A 17,700-nucleotide genomic window follows, 5' to 3' on the forward strand; every position below is an offset into this window, starting at 1 on the left:
GGCAGCAAAAGCGAAGGGACCAGGCCGATGGCCTGGTCCCTTCGCTGTGTGAAACAGTCTCTTGCGCTCCGGTTACTGGCCGTTGCCGCAGATCTTGCCGTAAGTCTGGCCGGCCGCGGTGTAATCGGCCTTCATGGTTTCGAGCCTGGCGGCGTCGGGGTTGGGCTTGGCGGACTCGTCGAAGTATTCGATGATGGTCTGCAGCGGGGCCCGGAGGTCATCCGATGCCGCAGCCTTGATGGGCCGCAGCTGGTTGGCGACCCTGTTCATGCCGGCTTTGTCAGACGTCGCCGACGGGGCGGAGACCACGGTCTTGACCCGGGCGCAGGTTTCCTCGTTGGTCAGCTGCGGGGAAGCCGAGCAGCCGGCGGCGGCGAGCAGCGCTCCGGCGGCAATCAGGACGGTCAGGGTCTTCTTCATGGTGTACTCCGGGGTTCTACGGGACGGTCAAAATAGCAAGACTGGCGACTTGGCAAGGATTTCGAGTCTACTGCGGCGGCGGGCTCAGAGGACATCGACGCCGCCGAACTCCATCTCGGCCACGGCGTCGTCGAGGTCTTCGGCGATTCCGGCCGTCAAGCCGCGCAGCACCGTGACGGAGTAGCCCGCCTGGACGGCATCCAGGGCGGTCGCTTTCACGCAGTAGTCCGTGGCGATACCCACCACCACGATATCCTCGACGTCGTGGCTTTGCAGCCAGTCGTCCAGTCCGATGGCATCATCGCCGGCGGCGAAGGCACTCACCGAGTCTTCGGCGTCTTCGGCGCCGGGGCCGGTTTCGGAGACGGGCATGGCGCCGGGCTTCCGGTCCCCGGTGGGGACGTCGTCCTCGGGGGCCAGGAGTCCTTCAAAACCGGAGTACGCCGCGGCGAACTGGCCCTTGCGGAAGTATGCCTGGATGTACTCGGGGTCCAGGTCCGGGTGCAGTTCGGCCCCCCGGGTGCCCGCCACGCAGTGCCGCGGCCAGCTGTCGACAAAGTCGGGTTCCTCCGAGAAATGCGCCCCCGGATCGATGTGCCAGTCCTGGGTGGCCACGATGTGGTCGAACTGGCTGTGGTGGGCGTCGACGTACTCGCTGATCTCGCCGGCGAGGGCGGCCCCGCCGGCGACGGCGAGGGAACCCCCTTCGCAGAAATCGTTTTGGACGTCAACAATGATCAGGGCGCGGGACATTCAGTCCTCCTCGTAGATGGTCGGGATTGCCGCCTCGCCGCGTTGCAGCCGGTTGACGACGGCGGGGAGCTCCCTCATGGTCTCCGCGTGGCGCCGCCGGGCGCGCTGGACCCCCTCGGGGCCGGTCCACCCGGGCAGGAGCTCGCCGTTCTTGACGAACTGCTGCAGGAGAGGACGGTCATTGCCGTCATCCTCCGGGTGGTGGCCGACGCCGACGATTTCCTGGGTGGCGGTTCCGCGCTCGTTGAGCTTGCGCAGCGCGTACTTGCGACCGCCCTTGCTGGCTTTGTTCTTGGCGGCCTTCGCGACGGAAATGAAGTCTCCGTCGTCGTCGGTGCGGCTGACGAGCTTGTAGACCATGCTCGCCGTCGGTGCCCCGGACCCGGTCACCAGCGACGTCCCCACGCCGTAGGAGTCCACGGGTGCGGACTGCAGCGCCGCGATGGCGAATTCGTCGAGGTCGGAGGTCACCACGATCTTGGTGTGGTCATTGCCGAGCTCGTCGAGGAGCTGGCGGACCCACTGGGCCTGGGCCACGAGGTCCCCGGAATCCAGCCGGACCGCGCCGAGTTTGTCCCCGGCGAGGTCGACTGCCGTGCGGACCGCCGTTTCGACGTCGTACGTGTCCACCAGGAGCGAGGTTTCCGGGCCGAAAGCGGCAATCTGGGCCTCGAAGGCCTCACGTTCCGTGTCATGCAGGAGCGTGAAGGAATGGGCGGCCGTGCCCACGGTCTTCAGCCCGTAGCGCAATCCGGCCTCCAGGTTGGAGGTGCTGTCGAACCCGGCAATGACCGCGGCACGGGCAGCGGCGGCGGCCGCCTCCTCATGTGTCCGGCGCGACCCCATTTCGATGCACGGACGGTTTCCCGCCGCCGTGATCATCCGGGACGCGGCGGAGGCGATCGCGCAGTCGTGGTTGAGCACGGAGAGCAGGTAGGTCTCCAGGATGCAGGCCTCGGCGAACGTGGATTCCACGATCAGGACGGGGGAGTTCGGGAAGTACGCCTCACCCTCCGGGTACCCCCAGATGTCGCCGGAGAAGCTGTAGCCGGCCAGGTACTCCAGCGTCTGGTCGTTGACCACCTTCGTCCGGCGCAGGTGGTCCAGTTCCGGCTCGCCGAAGCGGAAGTTCGCGATACCCTCCAGCAGGCGTCCGGTGCCGGCGACGATCCCGTAGCGGCGGCCGTCCGGCAGCCTCCGGGCGAAGGCCTCGAAGACGGATTTCCGGTGGGCCGCACCGGACTGCAGAGCACCCTGCAGCATGGTCAGCTCGTAATGATCGGTGTACAGGGACGTGCGGGGACGGTCCCAGCCAGCTGATGAACTCACAAATTCACTCTAGTGTGCATCCCCATAGAATGGACAGATGACCCTCAGCGTTGCGCTTGGCCCCGACACACGGGAGAGCACCCAGACCGGAACGGTGACGTCCACCGACGTCCTGACCGCCCCGGATATCCCCTGGAACCTCGTGATCTGGAATGATCCCGTGAATCTGATGAGCTACGTGAGTTACGTGTTCCGCAGCTATTTCGGATACTCGGAGGCCAAGGCCAACAAGCTCATGATGGAGGTCCACAAGAAGGGCCGCTCGATCGTGGCGCACGGCAGCAAGGAACAGGTGGAGCAGCACGCGGTCGCCATGCATGGCTACGGCCTCTGGGCGACAGTGGAAAAAGCCACCGGCGGCAGCGGGAGCGGTTCAGGCAAAGGCAAGGGAAAACGTGGCTAAGGCATTCAAGTACGGGCTCAAGGGCATCAAGGGCTACCTGGAGCCGGCCGAACGGGAACTGCTGCGGAGCCTTTTTGCCGACGTCATCTCCATGCTCGAGCCGGCCGAGCGGGCCAACGAGGACCCGCTGGCCGCCCTGGTGGGACTGGACGCCGACGCCCGCGAGCCCTCGGACCGGGCCCTGCGCCGGCTGCTGCCGAACGTGATGAAGAACGACGACGACGCCTCCCTCGAGTTCCGCCGGTACACCGAGCGCTCGCTGCGCGAAAGCAAGATCGGCGCGTTGAAGGCGGCCGCCCTGAGCCTGGACAGGGAGGACCTTGTCCTGACCCCGGCCGACGCCCGGCACTGGGCCACGGCCCTCAACGATGTCCGGCTGGTCCTGGCCGAACGACTCGACATCCGCGACGACGCCGACGCGGACAACGTCCACCTCATGCAGGACTGGTCCCAGGCCGAGGACGTGGAAAGCTACCTGGCGCTTGTTTACAACTTCACCACGTGGCTGCAGGAGTCTCTGGTCCAGGCGATGGTGCACTCGCTCGATGCCCGGCGCTGAGCGCGGACGTGTGACACATGAGACACGAGTTGCACGCCACAATGTGATGGCCGCCCCGCAGGCGTTGTCCTATCCTCGAATAATCATGACTTCAGCATCGAGTATGGACCCGGCCGCAGCTGTTGCCGCGGACACCCCAACGAGCAATACCGCCACAGGCCCCTCGGGCCCCGAACCGGCATCGGAGCTGGGATCGCGTCCCATCGGGGTCTTCGATTCCGGCGTCGGCGGGCTCACGGTGGCCCGGTCGATCATCGACCAGCTGCCCAACGAATCCATCCTGTACGTCGGCGACACCGCCAACGGCCCCTACGGTCCCCTTCCCATCGCCGAAGTCCGCGCCAACGCCCTTGGCGTCATGGACGAGCTCGTGGACTCCGGCGTGAAGCTGCTGACCATTGCCTGCAACTCCGCCTCGGCCGCCGTGCTGCGCGATGCCCGGGAGCGCTACACCGCCCGGTACGGAATTCCGGTGATCGAAGTGATCCAGCCGGCGGTGCGTCGCGCCGTCGCGGCGACCCGTACGGGCCGGGTGGGCGTGATCGGGACCTCGGCCACCGTGGGGTCGCGCGCCTACGAGGACACCTTCGCGGCCGCGCCGGACCTGGAGATCACGTCAGTGGCCTGCCCGGCGTTCGTGCCCTACGTGGAGGCCGGGATCACCACGGGGCCGGAACTGCTCGCCGTCGCCCGCGACTATCTGGCACCGCTCATAGCCGCCGGCGTGGACACCGTGGTGCTCGGCTGCACGCACTACCCGCTGCTCACGGGCGTGATCTCGTTCGTCCTGGGCGAGGACGTCACGCTGGTCTCCAGCGCCGAGGAAACGGCCAAGGATGTCTATCGTGCCCTCGCCTCCAGCGGGCTCGAGCGCATGGACGCCGCGGCCCCCGAGCACAATTTCATTGCCACCGGGGATGCCGCCCAGTTCGAACACCTCGCCCGGCGCTTCCTCGGCCCCGAGGTCCTCAGCGTCCGCCACGTGGACCACGTCGCGGCGCAGTACCCCACCGGCAGCCTCGCCCGGATCACCCCGGAGATGATTGCCGCCGCCCAGGCCGGCACGGGCCGGCCGCGGATCTCCAACTTCGTGGGCGGATCCGCGGGCGGGGGAACACTGCTGTGAAGCTGACCATCGTGGGCTGCACCGGATCCTTTCCGGGGCCGGGCTCGCCGGCGTCGTGCTATCTGCTGACCGCCAGCGACGGCGAGCGGAACTGGAAGATCGTCCTGGACATCGGCAGCGGCGCGCTGGGCGCGATCCAGCGCTACACGGACCTGGAGGACATTGACGCGATCTTCCTGACCCACCTGCACCCGGACCACTGCATGGACCTGTGCGGCCTCCATGTTGCCGTGCGCTGGAAGCCGGGCGGCTGGGGCAAGGGCCGGATTCCGGTGTGGGGACCGGCCGCCACCGCCGACCGCATGGCCACCGCCTACGGCCTGGACCTGGATCCCGGGATGCACGAGGAATTCGACTTCAGTAACTGGTCCGAGCGCAAGCCCGTGGCCATGGGCCCGTTCACCGTCACCCCGTACGCCGTCAACCACCCGGTGGAAGAGGCCTACGCGCTCCGCGTGGAGGTCACCGAACCGGACAAGGTCGGCGACCCCGTCACCCGCGTCCTGAGCTACTCCGGGGACACCGACTCCTGCAGCGGACTCGAGGATGCGGCCCGCGACGCCGACCTCTTCCTGTGCGAGGCGGCCTTCGAGGAAGGCCGCGACGACGCCATCAAGGACGTGCATCTGACCGGCAAGCGCGCGGGGGAGGCCGCCGTCGCCGCCGGTGCCCGGCGGCTGCTGCTGACGCACATCCCCGTCTGGACATCCCCGACCACCGTCATGGCCGAGGCCAAGGAGGTCTTCGGCAAGGACGTGGCCGTCGCCGTCGCGGGTGTGCACTACACCGTGTAGACGCCGGCACTGCTTCGACGCCGGCACGGTTTCGACGCCGGCACAGCCGGGGCCGGGCAAGTCGATAAGCTAAAGACATGACTTCCCAAGCTCCTACTGTCCCCGTCATCCGCGCCGACGGCCGCACCCCCGATCAGCTGCGCCCGATCAGCATCACGCGCGGCTGGTCCAAGCAGGCCGAGGGATCGGCCCTGATCGAGTTCGGCAACACGCGCGTGCTGTGCACGGCCTCCCTGACGGAGGGCGTCCCGCGCTGGCTCAAGGGCGAGGGCCGCGGCTGGGTCACCGCCGAATACGCCATGCTGCCCCGGGCCACGAACACCCGATCCGACCGTGAATCGGTCAAGGGGAAAATCGGCGGCCGCACGCACGAGATCTCCCGGTTGATCGGCCGCTCACTGCGCTCCATCATCGACACCAAGGCCCTCGGCGAGATCACGATCGTACTGGACTGCGACGTCCTGCAGGCCGACGGCGGTACGCGCACCGCGGCCATCACCGGCGCCTACGTGGCCCTCGCGGACGCCATCCGCTTTGCGCGCGAGAAGAAGATGATCGCCAAGAACGCCGAGCCCCTGATCGACACCATCGCCGCGGTGTCCGTCGGCATCATCGACGGCGTGCCGATGCTCGATCTGCCCTACGTCGAAGACGTGCGCGCCGAGACGGACATGAACGTCGTGGTGACCGGCTCCGGAAAATTCGTGGAAGTCCAGGGCACCGCCGAGGGCGCGCCCTTCGACCGCGACGAGCTGAACAAGCTCCTGGATCTGGCGTTGCTGGGCACGGAGCAGCTCGCCGCCATCCAGCGCGACACCCTGGCGGAAGCCCCGTGACGGAGGCGCCCTCCACGGACCTGCGGGATGCCGGCAGCACGGCGCCCCGGCTGGTCCTCGCCACCCATAACAAAGGCAAGCTGCGGGAACTCCGCGAGCTGCTGCGCGGCCAGGTGCCCGGACTCGACGTTGACACGCAGGTCGTGGATGCCGGCGCCGTCGGAGCCCCCGACGTCGCCGAGACCGGGGTGACCTTCGCCGAAAACTCGCTCCTGAAGGCGCGGGCCGTGGCGGCGGCCACCGGGCTCGTGGCAATCGCCGACGACTCCGGACTGTCCGTTGACGTGCTGGGCGGTGCGCCCGGGATCTTCTCGGCGCGCTGGTCCGGCCGGCACGGAGATGACGCCGCGAACCTGCAGTTGCTCCTGGCTCAGCTGGCCGACGTGCCGGATGAGTACCGCGGGGCCGCGTTCGTCTGTGCCGCGGCCCTGGCGGTGCCCGGGTCCGCGGCCGAGGACTGCCGGGAAGTCGTGGAGTACGGACAGCTGGAAGGGATGCTCCTGCGCGAGCCGCGCGGGGAAGGCGGCTTCGGCTACGACCCCGTCCTGCAGCCGAGCGGATTGGACCGCAGCTGCGCCGAGCTCAGTTCCGAGGAGAAGAACGCCATCAGCCACCGGGGCCATGCGTTCCGTGCACTTCTGCCGGCCATCGTCGAGGCCCTGGCCGGGACGTAGGCCGCCGCGGCAGGTGCCGTGTGATACCCGCTGACGGCCTTAAGAGTGCTCAAAGCAAAAGAGGCGCCCCACACTGCGGGGCGCCTCTTACGTGCGGTGTGTCAGGGGGTCCTGCGCTCTTCTTCGGGCTCGTGCTCCTCGATGAACTCCTCCACGACGTCCGTGCCGTACTTCTCAGCCTGCCGCCTGGCGATGGCGCCCCGGATGACTTCGATGGCGATCGGGATCACGGAGACCAGCACGATGGCGATGAAGATGATGTCGAGGTTGTCCTTGACCCACGGCACCTTGTCTCCGAGCAGGTAGCCAAGGAGGGTGACGCCGCCGCCCCACAGCACAGCGCCGATCACGTTGTAGGTGAAGAATTTGCGCTTGCTCATCTGCGCGACGCCCACGATCACCGGGACGAAGGTGCGGATGATCGGGACGAAGCGGGCCAGGATCAGGGCCTTGCCGCCGTGCTTTTCGAAGAAGGCGTGCGCGTTTTCCACGTTTTCACGCTTGAACAACTTGGAATTGGGCTTGTTGAACAGGGAGGGTCCCGCAGTGGCCCCAATCAGGTAGCCCACCTGGTTGCCGATGATCGCGGCGACGATGATGAGCGCCGTCAGGACCCAGATGTTGACTTGGATGGTGCCGGTGGCCACGAGCAGACCGGCCGTGAACAGCATGGAGTCGCCGGGCAGGAAGAAGCCGATCAGCAAGCCGGTTTCGGCAAAGATGATGCCGCAGACCAGCAGGACCACCCACGGTGCAAAGGCCGGATTCGCCAGGAAGACCTGCGGGTTGAGCCAGTCGGGGAGGAAGGAGGCCAGATGTGGCTGCACCGGGCCGGCGCCGCCAAGGGCGGACACGGCAAAGTCGCTCATAGCTATAAGGTTCACCCGTTAAGGGTACTTGACGGCCACCGGCCGGCCCCTGCAGTGCTGCAGGGGCCGGCCGCGCCGGTGCGGGAGGTCCCGCCGTCGGGCGGTAAAGTTGAGCCGTGGGTTTGGACTTTACGGCGATCGACTTTGAGACCGCGAACGGCTTCCGCGGTTCACCGTGCGCTGTTGGCTTGAGCAAGGTCCGCGACGGCGTCGTTGTTGACGAAGCCTCCTGGCTGATGCGGCCGCCGGAAAACCACGACACCTTCGACCACCACAACGTCCGGATCCACGGCATCCGCCCGGACCAGGTGGCCGGCCTGCCGCGCTTCGGGGAGCTGTTCCCCGAGATCGGGGCCTTCATCGGCGGGGATGTGCTGGCGGCCCACAACGCGGCGTTCGACCTCGGCGTGATCCGCTCGGGTCTGGAGGTGTCCGGACTGCCCGGTCCCGCCTATGACTACGTCTGCACGGTGGTGCTGTCCCGGCGCTGTTACTCGCTGGTGTCCAATTCGCTGCCGTACGCGGCCGAGGAAGCCGGCGTGCCGCTGGTCAACCACCATGATGCGGCCGAGGACGCCCGCGCGTGTGCTGGCATCCTGATCGACATCGCCGCCCGCAACGGGGCGGCGAGCATTGCCGAACTCTATCTGTCCCTGGGCATGGCGGTCTCGCACCAGCCGGCCTTCGACCCCCGGCTCGACCCTTTGTCCAAGGCCACGCTGGCCGCACTGGAAGCGCTCGCCGGGGGAAACGCCGGGAGAAATGTTGGGGCGCCGTCGGGCCGCCGGTTCGTTGCCGGCTGGCCGGAGGAAGGTCCCAACCCGGAACCCAATGCCGGGGCCAGCCCCGACCACCCGTTGTTCGGCCAGACCGTCGTGTTCACCGGCGAGCTGGCGATTCCCCGGCCCGAAGCCAAAATCCGCTCCGCCGAGCTCGGCGCCCGGCCCGAAAGCCGGGTCACGGCCCGCACCACCGTCCTGGTGGTGGGCGACGGCTTCGTGGCCGCGGACCTGCGCTCCGGCCGGATCACCGGCAAGGCCCGTCGCGTCCTGGAACTGCACGAACGCGGGCAGCGGATCGAAGTCCTGTCCGAGGGGGAATTCCTCCAGATGGTCGGCGGGCACGTGGCCGCCGCCACCGCCTGAACCGGACAGCCCGGGGCCCGGATAACCCCGCCGGCCTGGGCCGGCATAAACCTGCCGGCAGTCACATGGCGCAACAATCATTCCCCCTGTAGCGCGCACGCTCGTAGCCTTGGCGGATGAGCAAACTGATGGATGCACAGACTCCCGCCGCTCGGTCGAAATCAGTGGCGTCGAAGCGCGGAATTGACTGGGGCAAGGTGTTCGCGTTCCCGAACCCGGTGAACGAGTACTCCGCCCGCATCACCGCGGCACTGGTCGTGGTGCTGTCCGCAGCGACCCTGCTGACCGGTTTCGGCTGGGGGCTCGCCATCATCGCGGCGGGGTTCTGGCTGCGCGTGCTGTTCGGTCCGCGGATCTCGCCGCTGGCGCAGCTCTCGGTCAAGGTCATCACGCCCTGGCTCGGCCGCACGCGGCTTGTTGCCGGCCCGCCCAAGCGGTTCGCGCAGGGCATCGGCGCCGCCGTGTCGACGGCCGCCGCGTTGCTGCTGGCCGCCGGCCTCGCGCCGGCCGCATGGGTCCTGCTGGCTGTGCTGATCGCCGCGGCGTCCCTCGAAGCATTCGCCGGGTTCTGCCTCGGCTGCACCATCTTCGGATTCCTGCAGCGCCGCGGGGTCATCCCCGAGGACGTCTGCGAGGCCTGCAGCAACATTTCGCTCCGGCGCGCCTAAGGCCCGCCGCCAGAGATCCGGCGCGCCAATGATCCGACGAGTCTGCCTCGGACATGTTCTCGGCAGGCTCTGACGATTGGACATAGTGGCAATATGTCCAGTCCTCGCCACCGCGAATGCGCATGTCACGAGCTGCTGCGGCCAGGATGGACATGTCGCTCGCAGTGGGACGCGACTGGGCATGTCCCGGGCACACAGCAGTGGCGGATGGACATGCCGTTCGCATTGATGCACGTCCGGGCATCTCCGGAGGGATGCGGCAACCCGGAATGGACATGCCCGTTGCGGCGAGGCAAAACTGGGCATGTCCCGCGGGAAAGCCGGCCCATGTGACGGCAGATGGACGGTCCCGCGCTGCACGAATACCGAAGACCTGACGCCAAGCGCACAAGTTCTCGGCGACGCTACGTGCCGGTGACGGCCGCCAGCCGTGACGCCATGCCCCGGATAACCTCCGGTGCCTCCAGGGCCGCCAGCCAGCCGGCCGGCAGGCACTGCTCGCCGTAGTACGCCCCCAGGATGTTCCCCGCGATCGACGCCGTCGAGTCGCTGTCCCCGCTGTGGTTCACCGCGACGGCGATGGCCGCGCGGAAGTGGGCCTCGGCGCGCTCCTCGGCGGCACCGGCCGCCGTCGCTGTTTCTGCCCCGGTTCCCGGGGCGGTGGCCAGCACGGCGTAGAGCGCGACGGCGAGGGCTTCCTCTGCCACCCAGCCCTCGCCGAGTTCGCGGACCAGGTCCTCGGGGCTGAGCCTGTCCCCGGGCCCCGGCTTGTCCCCGGCCAGCCGCAGGGCCGCCTCCAGCCGGGACACCACATCGGCGTCCGGGTCCTCGCCCTTCCGCAGGATGCCGCCGCACAGCTGCGCGAGGGCCGATTCCGCGGCTTCGCGCAGTCCGCGTCCGGTAGCCAGGGCATGGATGACCAGGCTGAACACCCCGGCGCTCTGTCGTGCCGCGGGGTGTCCGTGGGTCAGCGACGCGGCGTCAGAGCTGAGCTTGTAGACCGTCTCGGGCTCGAGGTGGGGGATCAGGCCGAACGGCGCCGAACGCATCACCGTGCCGCAGCCCTTCGACTCGGGGTTGACCGGCCGCTGCACGGTCCCCATCTCGCCCGTGGCGAGTCCGCTCAGGCACGCGTTGCCGGGTGCCCGGCGGTTCTTCAGAACGTCCTGGCCGTCGATCCAGCGCGGCGGCTGGACCGGGGCCGACGCCGGCACGGCGACCCCCTGGGTGCCCAGCCAGCGCAGGTACGCGAGCCACAGGCACGCGTTGATGTCGGCCGACACGCCGTCGTTCGCCCATTCGAGCGCCTCGAGGAGGCCGTCCGCCGTGTACAGCGTCATTTGCGTGTCGTCCGAAAACGGGCTGGCGGCGTCGAGAGCGGAAAAGTCCTGCAGGCCCGCGGGGCCGAACCGGGCGCGGATCGCGGAAATGCTGTCGAACTCGACGGCGTAGCCCAGCGAATCGCCGAGCGCGCCGCCCAGCAGGCAGCCGTGAATGCGCGAACCGTGGGCAGGGGAGTGTGACGGGCCGGGTGGGGCTGGTGCGGGCGTGGTCCCGGGCTCGGTGCTCATGTCTTCAAATTTACCCGCCGCCGCGCGCACTACCCAATGAACGCCGGTAGGGTGCTGTTAGGACCCGTCCAGCGGTCGGGCGAAGCAACCGCCGGTGGTGCCGTCGCCAGACTAGGAAAGGCAATCAGGCCACACAGGATGACCAGAGGAAACGAATGCGCGAACCGACGTGGCGGAAGACCGGAACTACGCCCGATTACAGATTCTCCCTGGCCAACGAACGGACGTTCCTGGCCTGGATTCGCACGTCCCTGGCCCTGATTGCCGGGGCCCTGGCGATTGACCAACTGGCCCCGGAAATTGCTCCCGCACCGATTCGGATTATTCTGTGCGTCATCCTCGCGTTCCTGGGCGCCGGCCTGGCCGCCCTGTCCTACCAGCGGTGGGGACTCATGGAGGCGGCCATGCGGAACAACCGCGAGCTGCCGTTCTCCGGGCTGATGCTGGTGATGACCATCGGCGTCGCGGCCGCGGCCCTGGTGTTTGCCGCCCTGATCCTGCTGGCGCGGTGAACCCCGAAGAGGCCCGGGATCCCGGGCTGCAGCCCGAGCGGACGTCTCTGGCCTGGCGCCGGACCCTGCTGGCCCTGATAGTGGCGGACCTGCTGATCTGGCGCAGCTGGGCGCTCGCGGCGTCCCGGGGCGGTCCTTCGGGGCGTGTTGATTACCTGGGCGTCTGCGCATTCGTCGCCATGGCCGCCACCCTGATTCTGGGCGTGTGCGTGCTGGTCCGCGGGCACGAACTCCGGCGGTCCACGACCGCGCCTTCGGCAACGCTGCTGCGCTGGGCCGCAGCCGCCGTCATGGCCCTTGCCTCCAGCGCCGTGGCCGCGGTAGCGCTGGGGCGCTAAGCCGCAACCCAGCGAACATCCAGATTCCGCTGGCAGACTGCTGGCGAAGCTATTCTCCGGGCGGCTCGATGCCGTACCCGGTCCATGACCCGGCGGCGGGCCAGCGACGGCGCAATTGCAGCCCCAGGGCGCGCCGCCACCAGCGAAGGAAGTCCTGACCATGACCCTGCCTGTGCCAGCCCACGACACCGTCGGCGTCCAGCCGCCGGCCGCCTGCGACGATGCGCCCCGGCCGGCACTCCTGGCCCGGCTGTCCGCCGAGGCGTTCGGGACCCTGATCGTCGTGGTCGCAGGTCTGGGCGTGCCGCTGTTCACCATTCCGCAGTCGAACCCGCTGCCCGCCGCACTTGCCGCCGGCGTGGCCCTGACGGCGGCGATGCTGGCCGTCGGCTACATCTCGGGCGGCCATTTCAACCCCGCCGTCACCCTCGGCAACGTCATCGCGGGCCGGATTGGGCTGGCCGACGCCGCCGCGTACATCGGCGCCCAGCTCGCGGGTGCCGTGCTCGGCGCCGTCGCCCTGTTCGGCGTCCTGCGTACGGTGCCGAAGATTGACGACAGCCAGGCCGCGTTTGCCACGGTGACGGCCGGTTTCGGCGAGCACTCGATCATCCAGGTCCCCATGGCCGGCGTCTTGCTCGTTGAGGTCCTCGGCACGGCCCTGCTCGTGGCCGTCTTCCTGGCCACCACGGCCGGCCGGAACCCCGCCAAGGCGGCGGCCCCGTTTGCGGTCGGCCTGACGATGGCGATGCTGTTGCAGTTTGGGCAGGCGATCGGCAATGTTCCGTTCAACCCGGCCCGCGCCACGGCCTCGGCCATCTTCAGCGGTCCGGATGCGCTGGGGCAGCTGTGGCTCTTCTGGGTAGCGCCCGTGGTGGGTGCGGCCATCGCCGGACTCGTCTTCCGCGGCTTTGCCCAATCGACGGCCCCGGCAGCTCCCCGGCCGGACGCCCGTCCCACGCGGCCCGCGCGCGGCAAGTCCGCCGGCAAGGCCCCCGCTGGCCAGGCCACCGCCGACAAGGCTGACGCGGAGCTCGGGAATGCAGAGCTGGATGAGGCGGAGCCGGCGAATGCTGAGATGGACAACGCAGAGCTGGCCGACGCACGGCCGGCCGGCGCCGCCCGCGCCGGGGACGACGAGGCCCGCAGCTTCTTCGACCGCAAGGGCCGCGAGTAACCCCCGTCACCCCTGCGGGGTGGTGGCGCAAGAGTGTCGGCCCCAGCCGATACCGTAGGAATATGCGGTTACTGCACACCTCCGACTGGCACTTGGGCCGGTCCTTCCACGGCGTCGGCATGCTGGACGCCCAGCGCGACTTCATCGACCAGCTTGTCACCTTTGTCCGGGACGAGGCAGTGGATGTCGTCCTCATCGCCGGGGATGTCTACGACCGCGCGCTGCCGGGTGTCGACGTCGTCGGCCTGCTCGATGACGCGCTGGTGCGTCTCACGGGAGCCGGCGCCCAAGTTGTCCTGACGAGCGGCAACCACGACTCCGCCATCCGGCTGGGATTCGCCTCACGGCTGCTTGAGCGCGGGGGAGTGCACCTGCGCACGCGGCTGAACGAACTGGACCAGCCCGTGCTCTTTCCTCTCGGCGATGCCGCAGCGGACAACGCCGCAGATGGGGATGCCGGTGGGGATACAGGGGACCAATCAGGGCCAGTGCTGGCGATTTACGGAATCCCGTGGCTTGAGCCCCGGCTCGTAGCTGAACAGCTGGGCGTCGAGACCGCGAGCCATTTTGAGGTCACACGCGCCGCCACCGAACGGATCCGGGCAGACGTGAGCCGCCGGAGCGAGACCCGGACCGTCCATTCGGTGGTCCTGGCGCACACCTTTGCCAGCGGAGGCATCAGCTCTGACAGCGAACGGGATCTGAGCATCGGCGGCGTGGGCGCCGTCCCGCTGGATCTCTTCGACGGCTTTGGCTACACGGCCCTGGGCCACCTGCACGGCCGGCAGGAACTCTCGACGGCGGTGCGCTACTCCGGCTCGCCACTGGCCTACTCCTTCTCCGAAGCGAAGCACAAGAAGGGCGGCTGGCTCGTGGAGGTCGACGCCGATGGAATCGGCGAGGTGCGCGAAGTGCTGTGGGACGCACCCCGGGCCCTTGCCGTGCTGCGCGGGAAGATCGAGGACCTCCTGGCGTCGGAGGAATTCGCGTGGGCGGAGGGCGCCTATTGCCAGATCACGCTGACGGACGCCGCGCGCCCCGCGCAGGCGATGGACCGGCTGCGGGCACGGTTCCCCGACACCCTGGTGCTCGGGTTCGATCCCGACGGCCCCGGCGCGGCGCCGAAGGCCAGCTACAGCAGCCGGCTGGCCGAGGCCGACGACGACCTCTCCGTCTGCTGCGGATTCCTCGACCACGTCCGCGGCAGGCCCGCGTCCGACGCCGAAGCAAAGGTTCTCGCCGAGGCCCTCGAAGCCGTGCGCCTGGAAGGGGTGTCCCTGTGAGGATCCACCGCCTTGAGATTTCCGCCTTCGGCCCGTTCGCCGGCACGGAGCGGATCGATTTCGACCGTCTCAGCGCACACGGGCTGTTCCTGCTCAACGGCGCCACCGGCGCCGGAAAAACCAGCGTCCTGGACGCCATCTGCTTCGCCTTATACGGCGCGGTTCCCGGTGCCCGGCAGGACGGTAAGCGGCTGCGCAGCGACCACGCGGAAGCCGCCGCCGAGCCCCGCGTCACCTGCGAGTTCTCGGCCAAGGGCCGGCACTTCGAAGTTTCCCGCTCGCCTGCCTGGGACAAGCCGAGCGCCCGGGGCAAGAACGGCTTTACGGTCCAGCAGGCCAACACGCTGCTGCGCGAACGCATCGACGGCGTGTGGGTGGAGAAATCCGGCCGGAATGACGAGGCCGGAGCCGAGATCGCCGACGTCCTGGGCATGAACCGGGAGCAGTTCACCCGCGTGGTCATGCTGCCGCAGGGCGACTTCGCCGCCTTCCTGCGGTCCAAGGCATCCGACCGGCTGGAGCTGCTGCAGAGCCTCTTCGGGACCCAGCGCTTCGAGGCGGTGGAGCAGGAACTGTCCCGGCAGGCGCAGACCGCGAAGGCGGAGATGGCAAACCTCACCACCAGGCTCGACCTGCTGCTGGCCCAGGCCGAGTCCGAAACCGCGGCACTCGACCTCGACCCGGCCGATGCCCCCGGCAGGGACGCCCCCGATGCCCTCCTGGCCTGGCTGGACGACGCGGCGGCAGCCGTCGCGACCGGGCGCCGGACCGCGGCCGCGGCAGCCGGGCAACACGCCGCGGATCAGGCCTCACTGCTGGAAGCCGCCACCGCGCGGGCCAGCCGCCACGCCAAACTTGCCGCCGCGGAACAGCGCCGGAATGATGCCGACGCCGCCGCACCCGCCCTGGCGGAACAAGCCATCACGCTGGGCCTGCATCGGAAAGCCGAAGTGCTCGGCGGCCAGCTGCGGGCCGTCGAAAGTGCCCGGGGCGCCGAGGACCTGGCGGGAACGGCCCTGCTGGAGGCCGCCCGGCAGTTGAGGTCCGCGGCCGTCACCGACCCCGAGCTCGCCGGGCTGGACCTCGTCGATGCCGGGGCGGACACCGGCCGCGAGCCCGAAGCCTTCGACAGCGCAGCCCTCCGGAACGGCCTCGGACAGCTGCGGTCACTGCGCGCCGTGCTCACCGAGCGCCTGCCCGACGAATCCCGGCTTACGGGGCTCACCGACCGCAGCAGCCGGCTGCGCCTGCAACTGACGGCCCTGGAAACACAGCAGCGGACCGGCGCCGCGGCCCTGGACGCCTTGCGCACTGAATCGGAGGCGCTGCTCACCGGAATCGTCCCCCTTGAGGAGCTCGCCGCCGAAGCCCAGCTCCGCACCAAGGAGGCCACGGCGGCGGACGAACTCGTGGCGATTGTTGGCCGCTACCTCACTGCGGAGGCCGGGTCCTCGGCAATCGCGGAACGTCACGCAGCGGCCCGGAACGACCACCAGGATCTGAGGCAGCACTGGCTCGACCTCCGCGAACAACGGCTCACCAACGCCGCCGCCGAGCTCGCCGCCCAACTCCTCGCCGGAGTGCCGTGCCCGGTCTGCGGCAGCCCGGAGCACCCGGAGCCGGCTCCGGCCGCGGCCTCTGCACTGGCCGTCGCGGAGGCCGAGAAGGCCGCACAGCAAGCCAGCGACGATGCAGAAGCGGCGCTGGCCGCCCTCGGGCGTGAACTCGCCGAGGCCCGGCAGGACGTCGCCGTGCTGGCGGCCCAGGGCGGCAGCACGCCTCCCGAGGAAGCCCGTGCCGATGCAGCACTTGCCCGTGAACGGGCCGACGATGCCGCCCGCGCTGCCACGGACCTTGCTGCCGGCCGGGCCCGGCTGGCAGAACTCGAGACGGCAATCGCCTCGGCAGAGCGGGCGAAGGCCGAGGCCGCCTCCGGCATCGCCCAGACGCAGTCCACGATCGCCGAAGTCGACGAACAGGCAAAAGTTCTCGAGCATGCCCTGGACAAGTTGCGCGCCGGCCACGCCAGCCTTGAGGAGCGGATCGCAGCCCTCACCGGAACAACAGCGATCCTGGAGCGCGCAGACGCCGCCCAGTCGGCCCTGGAACAGGCCGGGGCCCGCACCGCGGAGGCTCGCCGACAGCTGGACCAGGCGCTCCCCGCCACAGGTTTCAGCACCGAAGCCGCGGCACGGGCCGCCCTGCTGCCGGCTCCGGAGGCGACAGGGCTCGAAGCCGCCATCCGGGCGGGACAGGACGAGGCCGCGAGGATCCAGGAACTGTTCGCCGGAGAGGAGCTCGCCCTGGCTGCCGCCGAGCGGGCCGCCGGGGAGCTGGTCAGCGAGGCCGCCCTCGAAGAACTCCAAGCCGCGTCGGCGGCGGCGGAACGCCAATCCCGGGACGCCGAGCTCGCGGCGGGCCTGGCAGAAAATTCCGTCCGGACCCTCGGGCGCATCGCCGGCGAGTATGCAGAACTTGCCGCGGCCGGCCGGGCGCCGCGGGACCGTGCCGCGCTGCTTGGCGCCGTGGCAGAGGCGGCCAGGGGCGGAGGCGACAACACCTACCGCATGAGCCTGAACAGCTATGTCCTCGCCGCCCGGCTGGAGCAGGTGGCCGTCGCCGCCTCGGAACGACTGATCGGCATGAGCGACGGCCGCTACACCTTGCAGCACACCGATGCCAAGGCCGCGCGCGGCGCCAAGTCCGGCCTCGGCCTGGAAGTGGTGGACGAGTGGACCGGCCAGCGCCGGGACACCGCCACGCTTTCCGGCGGCGAGTCCTTCATGGCTTCGCTGGCCCTGGCCCTGGGGCTCGCAGACGTCGTGCAGCACGAGTCCGGCGGCGTGGACATCGAAACCCTCTTCGTGGACGAAGGGTTCGGCAGCCTCGACGACCAGGCGCTGGAACAGGTCATGGACGCCCTCGAAGGCCTCCGGGACGGCGGCAGGGTAGTGGGGCTCGTGAGCCATGTGGCGGAAATGAAGCAACGCATCGGCACCCAGCTCCAGGTGGTCAAGGCCCGCAACGGTTCCACCCTGCACATCAGCGACGACGCCCGGGCCTGACCAGGACCTGCCGTCGCGGCGCCGGGTCAGCTACCATGGACTCGTTACCGGGTCGCGCGCATCGGGAGGAGGGACGATGCGCACCATTGAACGAACCCGGAAACCATGTCCCCTTCACCGTCTTCATTGGCGTCTGCTCTTGACGCGACCCCCTCGGCCGGCCAAACCACCTCTGCCG

General features: G+C 69.2%; 18 protein-coding genes. 13 read left to right on the plus strand and 5 right to left on the minus strand.

The genetic code is table 11. From position 1 onward, the window contains the following. Positions 1 to 72 precede the first annotated feature (72 nt). The 3 genes from ACVWYS_RS05640 to ACVWYS_RS05650 all read right to left on the minus strand — a co-directional run bounded on the left by ACVWYS_RS05640 (position 73) and on the right by ACVWYS_RS05650 (position 2,502). Positions 73 to 420 carry a hypothetical protein gene (locus ACVWYS_RS05640; protein ID WP_116766493.1) on the minus strand — a complete coding sequence of 116 codons (348 nt, stop codon included), beginning with the start codon at positions 418 to 420 and terminating at the stop codon, positions 73 to 75. An 84-nt stretch (positions 421 to 504) separates the two neighbouring features. After that, positions 505 to 1,173, minus strand: coding sequence for an isochorismatase family protein (locus ACVWYS_RS05645; RefSeq protein ID WP_344368163.1), 669 nt, complete (start codon positions 1,171 to 1,173; stop codon positions 505 to 507). Continuing rightward, positions 1,174 to 2,502: a nicotinate phosphoribosyltransferase gene (locus ACVWYS_RS05650; RefSeq protein ID WP_456509449.1), complete on the minus strand. Its 1,329-nt coding sequence runs from the start codon at positions 2,500 to 2,502 to the stop codon at positions 1,174 to 1,176. 37 nt (positions 2,503 to 2,539) lie between these two features. On the opposite strand from ACVWYS_RS05650, the gene clpS reads away from it, so the two are divergent. The 6 genes from clpS to rdgB all read left to right on the plus strand — a co-directional run bounded on the left by clpS (position 2,540) and on the right by rdgB (position 6,894). Beyond that, entirely contained in the window at positions 2,540 to 2,905 is a 366-nt protein-coding gene (gene clpS, locus ACVWYS_RS05655) for an ATP-dependent Clp protease adapter ClpS (RefSeq protein WP_091253439.1), read from the plus strand. Beyond that, positions 2,898 to 3,464, plus strand: a complete 567-nt coding sequence (locus ACVWYS_RS05660; protein ID WP_116766496.1) for a DUF2017 domain-containing protein — start codon at positions 2,898 to 2,900, stop codon at positions 3,462 to 3,464. Before clpS ends, ACVWYS_RS05660 begins: the two co-directional genes overlap by 8 nt. A gap of 85 nt (positions 3,465 to 3,549) precedes the next feature. Beyond that, a complete protein-coding gene (gene murI, locus ACVWYS_RS05665) occupies positions 3,550 to 4,590 on the plus strand; it encodes a glutamate racemase (protein WP_344368161.1) in 1,041 nt (346 codons plus the stop codon). Further along, positions 4,587 to 5,384, plus strand: coding sequence for an MBL fold metallo-hydrolase (locus tag ACVWYS_RS05670; protein WP_344368160.1), 798 nt, complete (start codon positions 4,587 to 4,589; stop codon positions 5,382 to 5,384). Before murI ends, ACVWYS_RS05670 begins: the two co-directional genes overlap by 4 nt. A 77-nt stretch (positions 5,385 to 5,461) precedes the next feature. Next, positions 5,462 to 6,220, plus strand: a complete 759-nt coding sequence (rph, locus tag ACVWYS_RS05675) for a ribonuclease PH (protein ID WP_344368159.1) — start codon at positions 5,462 to 5,464, stop codon at positions 6,218 to 6,220. Continuing rightward, positions 6,217 to 6,894 carry an RdgB/HAM1 family non-canonical purine NTP pyrophosphatase gene (gene rdgB / locus ACVWYS_RS05680; RefSeq protein ID WP_344368158.1) on the plus strand — a complete coding sequence of 226 codons (678 nt, stop codon included), beginning with the start codon at positions 6,217 to 6,219 and terminating at the stop codon, positions 6,892 to 6,894. Before rph ends, rdgB begins: the two co-directional genes overlap by 4 nt. A 101-nt stretch (positions 6,895 to 6,995) precedes the next feature. Here the strand turns inward: rdgB and ACVWYS_RS05685 are convergent, their stop codons facing one another. Further along, entirely contained in the window at positions 6,996 to 7,763 is a 768-nt protein-coding gene (locus tag ACVWYS_RS05685) for a VTT domain-containing protein (protein ID WP_091253452.1), read from the minus strand. A 116-nt stretch (positions 7,764 to 7,879) separates the two neighbouring features. On the opposite strand from ACVWYS_RS05685, the gene ACVWYS_RS05690 reads away from it, so the two are divergent. Both ACVWYS_RS05690 and ACVWYS_RS05695 read left to right on the plus strand, forming a co-directional pair. Beyond that, a complete protein-coding gene (locus tag ACVWYS_RS05690; protein ID WP_116766499.1) occupies positions 7,880 to 8,908 on the plus strand; it encodes an exonuclease domain-containing protein in 1,029 nt (342 codons plus the stop codon). A gap of 116 nt (positions 8,909 to 9,024) precedes the next feature. Continuing rightward, complete coding sequence (locus ACVWYS_RS05695) at positions 9,025 to 9,576, plus strand: DUF4395 domain-containing protein (RefSeq protein WP_456509450.1); 552 nt, start codon at positions 9,025 to 9,027, stop codon at positions 9,574 to 9,576. A 404-nt stretch (positions 9,577 to 9,980) separates the two neighbouring features. Here the strand turns inward: ACVWYS_RS05695 and ACVWYS_RS05700 are convergent, their stop codons facing one another. Continuing rightward, complete coding sequence (locus ACVWYS_RS05700) at positions 9,981 to 11,147, minus strand: ADP-ribosylglycohydrolase family protein (RefSeq protein WP_456509451.1); 1,167 nt, start codon at positions 11,145 to 11,147, stop codon at positions 9,981 to 9,983. A gap of 155 nt (positions 11,148 to 11,302) precedes the next feature. On the opposite strand from ACVWYS_RS05700, the gene ACVWYS_RS05705 reads away from it, so the two are divergent. From ACVWYS_RS05705 to ACVWYS_RS05725, 5 genes are all read left to right on the plus strand, one after another. Next, positions 11,303 to 11,659: a YidH family protein gene (locus ACVWYS_RS05705; RefSeq protein ID WP_091253459.1), complete on the plus strand. Its 357-nt coding sequence runs from the start codon at positions 11,303 to 11,305 to the stop codon at positions 11,657 to 11,659. Continuing rightward, the gene (locus tag ACVWYS_RS05710; protein ID WP_344368154.1) at positions 11,656 to 11,997 is read left to right on the plus strand and encodes a DUF202 domain-containing protein; all 342 of its coding nucleotides are present in this window, start codon (positions 11,656 to 11,658) and stop codon (positions 11,995 to 11,997) included. The genes ACVWYS_RS05705 and ACVWYS_RS05710 overlap by 4 nt, the downstream gene beginning before the upstream one ends. 160 nt (positions 11,998 to 12,157) lie before the next feature. Continuing rightward, on the plus strand, positions 12,158 to 13,174 hold the full coding sequence (locus tag ACVWYS_RS05715; RefSeq protein WP_456509452.1) for an MIP/aquaporin family protein: 1,017 nt from the start codon (positions 12,158 to 12,160) through the stop codon (positions 13,172 to 13,174). Between the two features lie 62 nt (positions 13,175 to 13,236). Next, the gene (locus ACVWYS_RS05720) at positions 13,237 to 14,457 is read left to right on the plus strand and encodes an exonuclease SbcCD subunit D (protein WP_456509453.1); all 1,221 of its coding nucleotides are present in this window, start codon (positions 13,237 to 13,239) and stop codon (positions 14,455 to 14,457) included. Next, entirely contained in the window at positions 14,454 to 17,522 is a 3,069-nt protein-coding gene (locus ACVWYS_RS05725) for an AAA family ATPase (protein WP_456509454.1), read from the plus strand. The genes ACVWYS_RS05720 and ACVWYS_RS05725 overlap by 4 nt, the downstream gene beginning before the upstream one ends. The last annotated feature ends 178 nt before the right edge of the window (positions 17,523 to 17,700 follow it).

The organism is Arthrobacter sp. TE12231 (genome assembly GCF_054062895.1).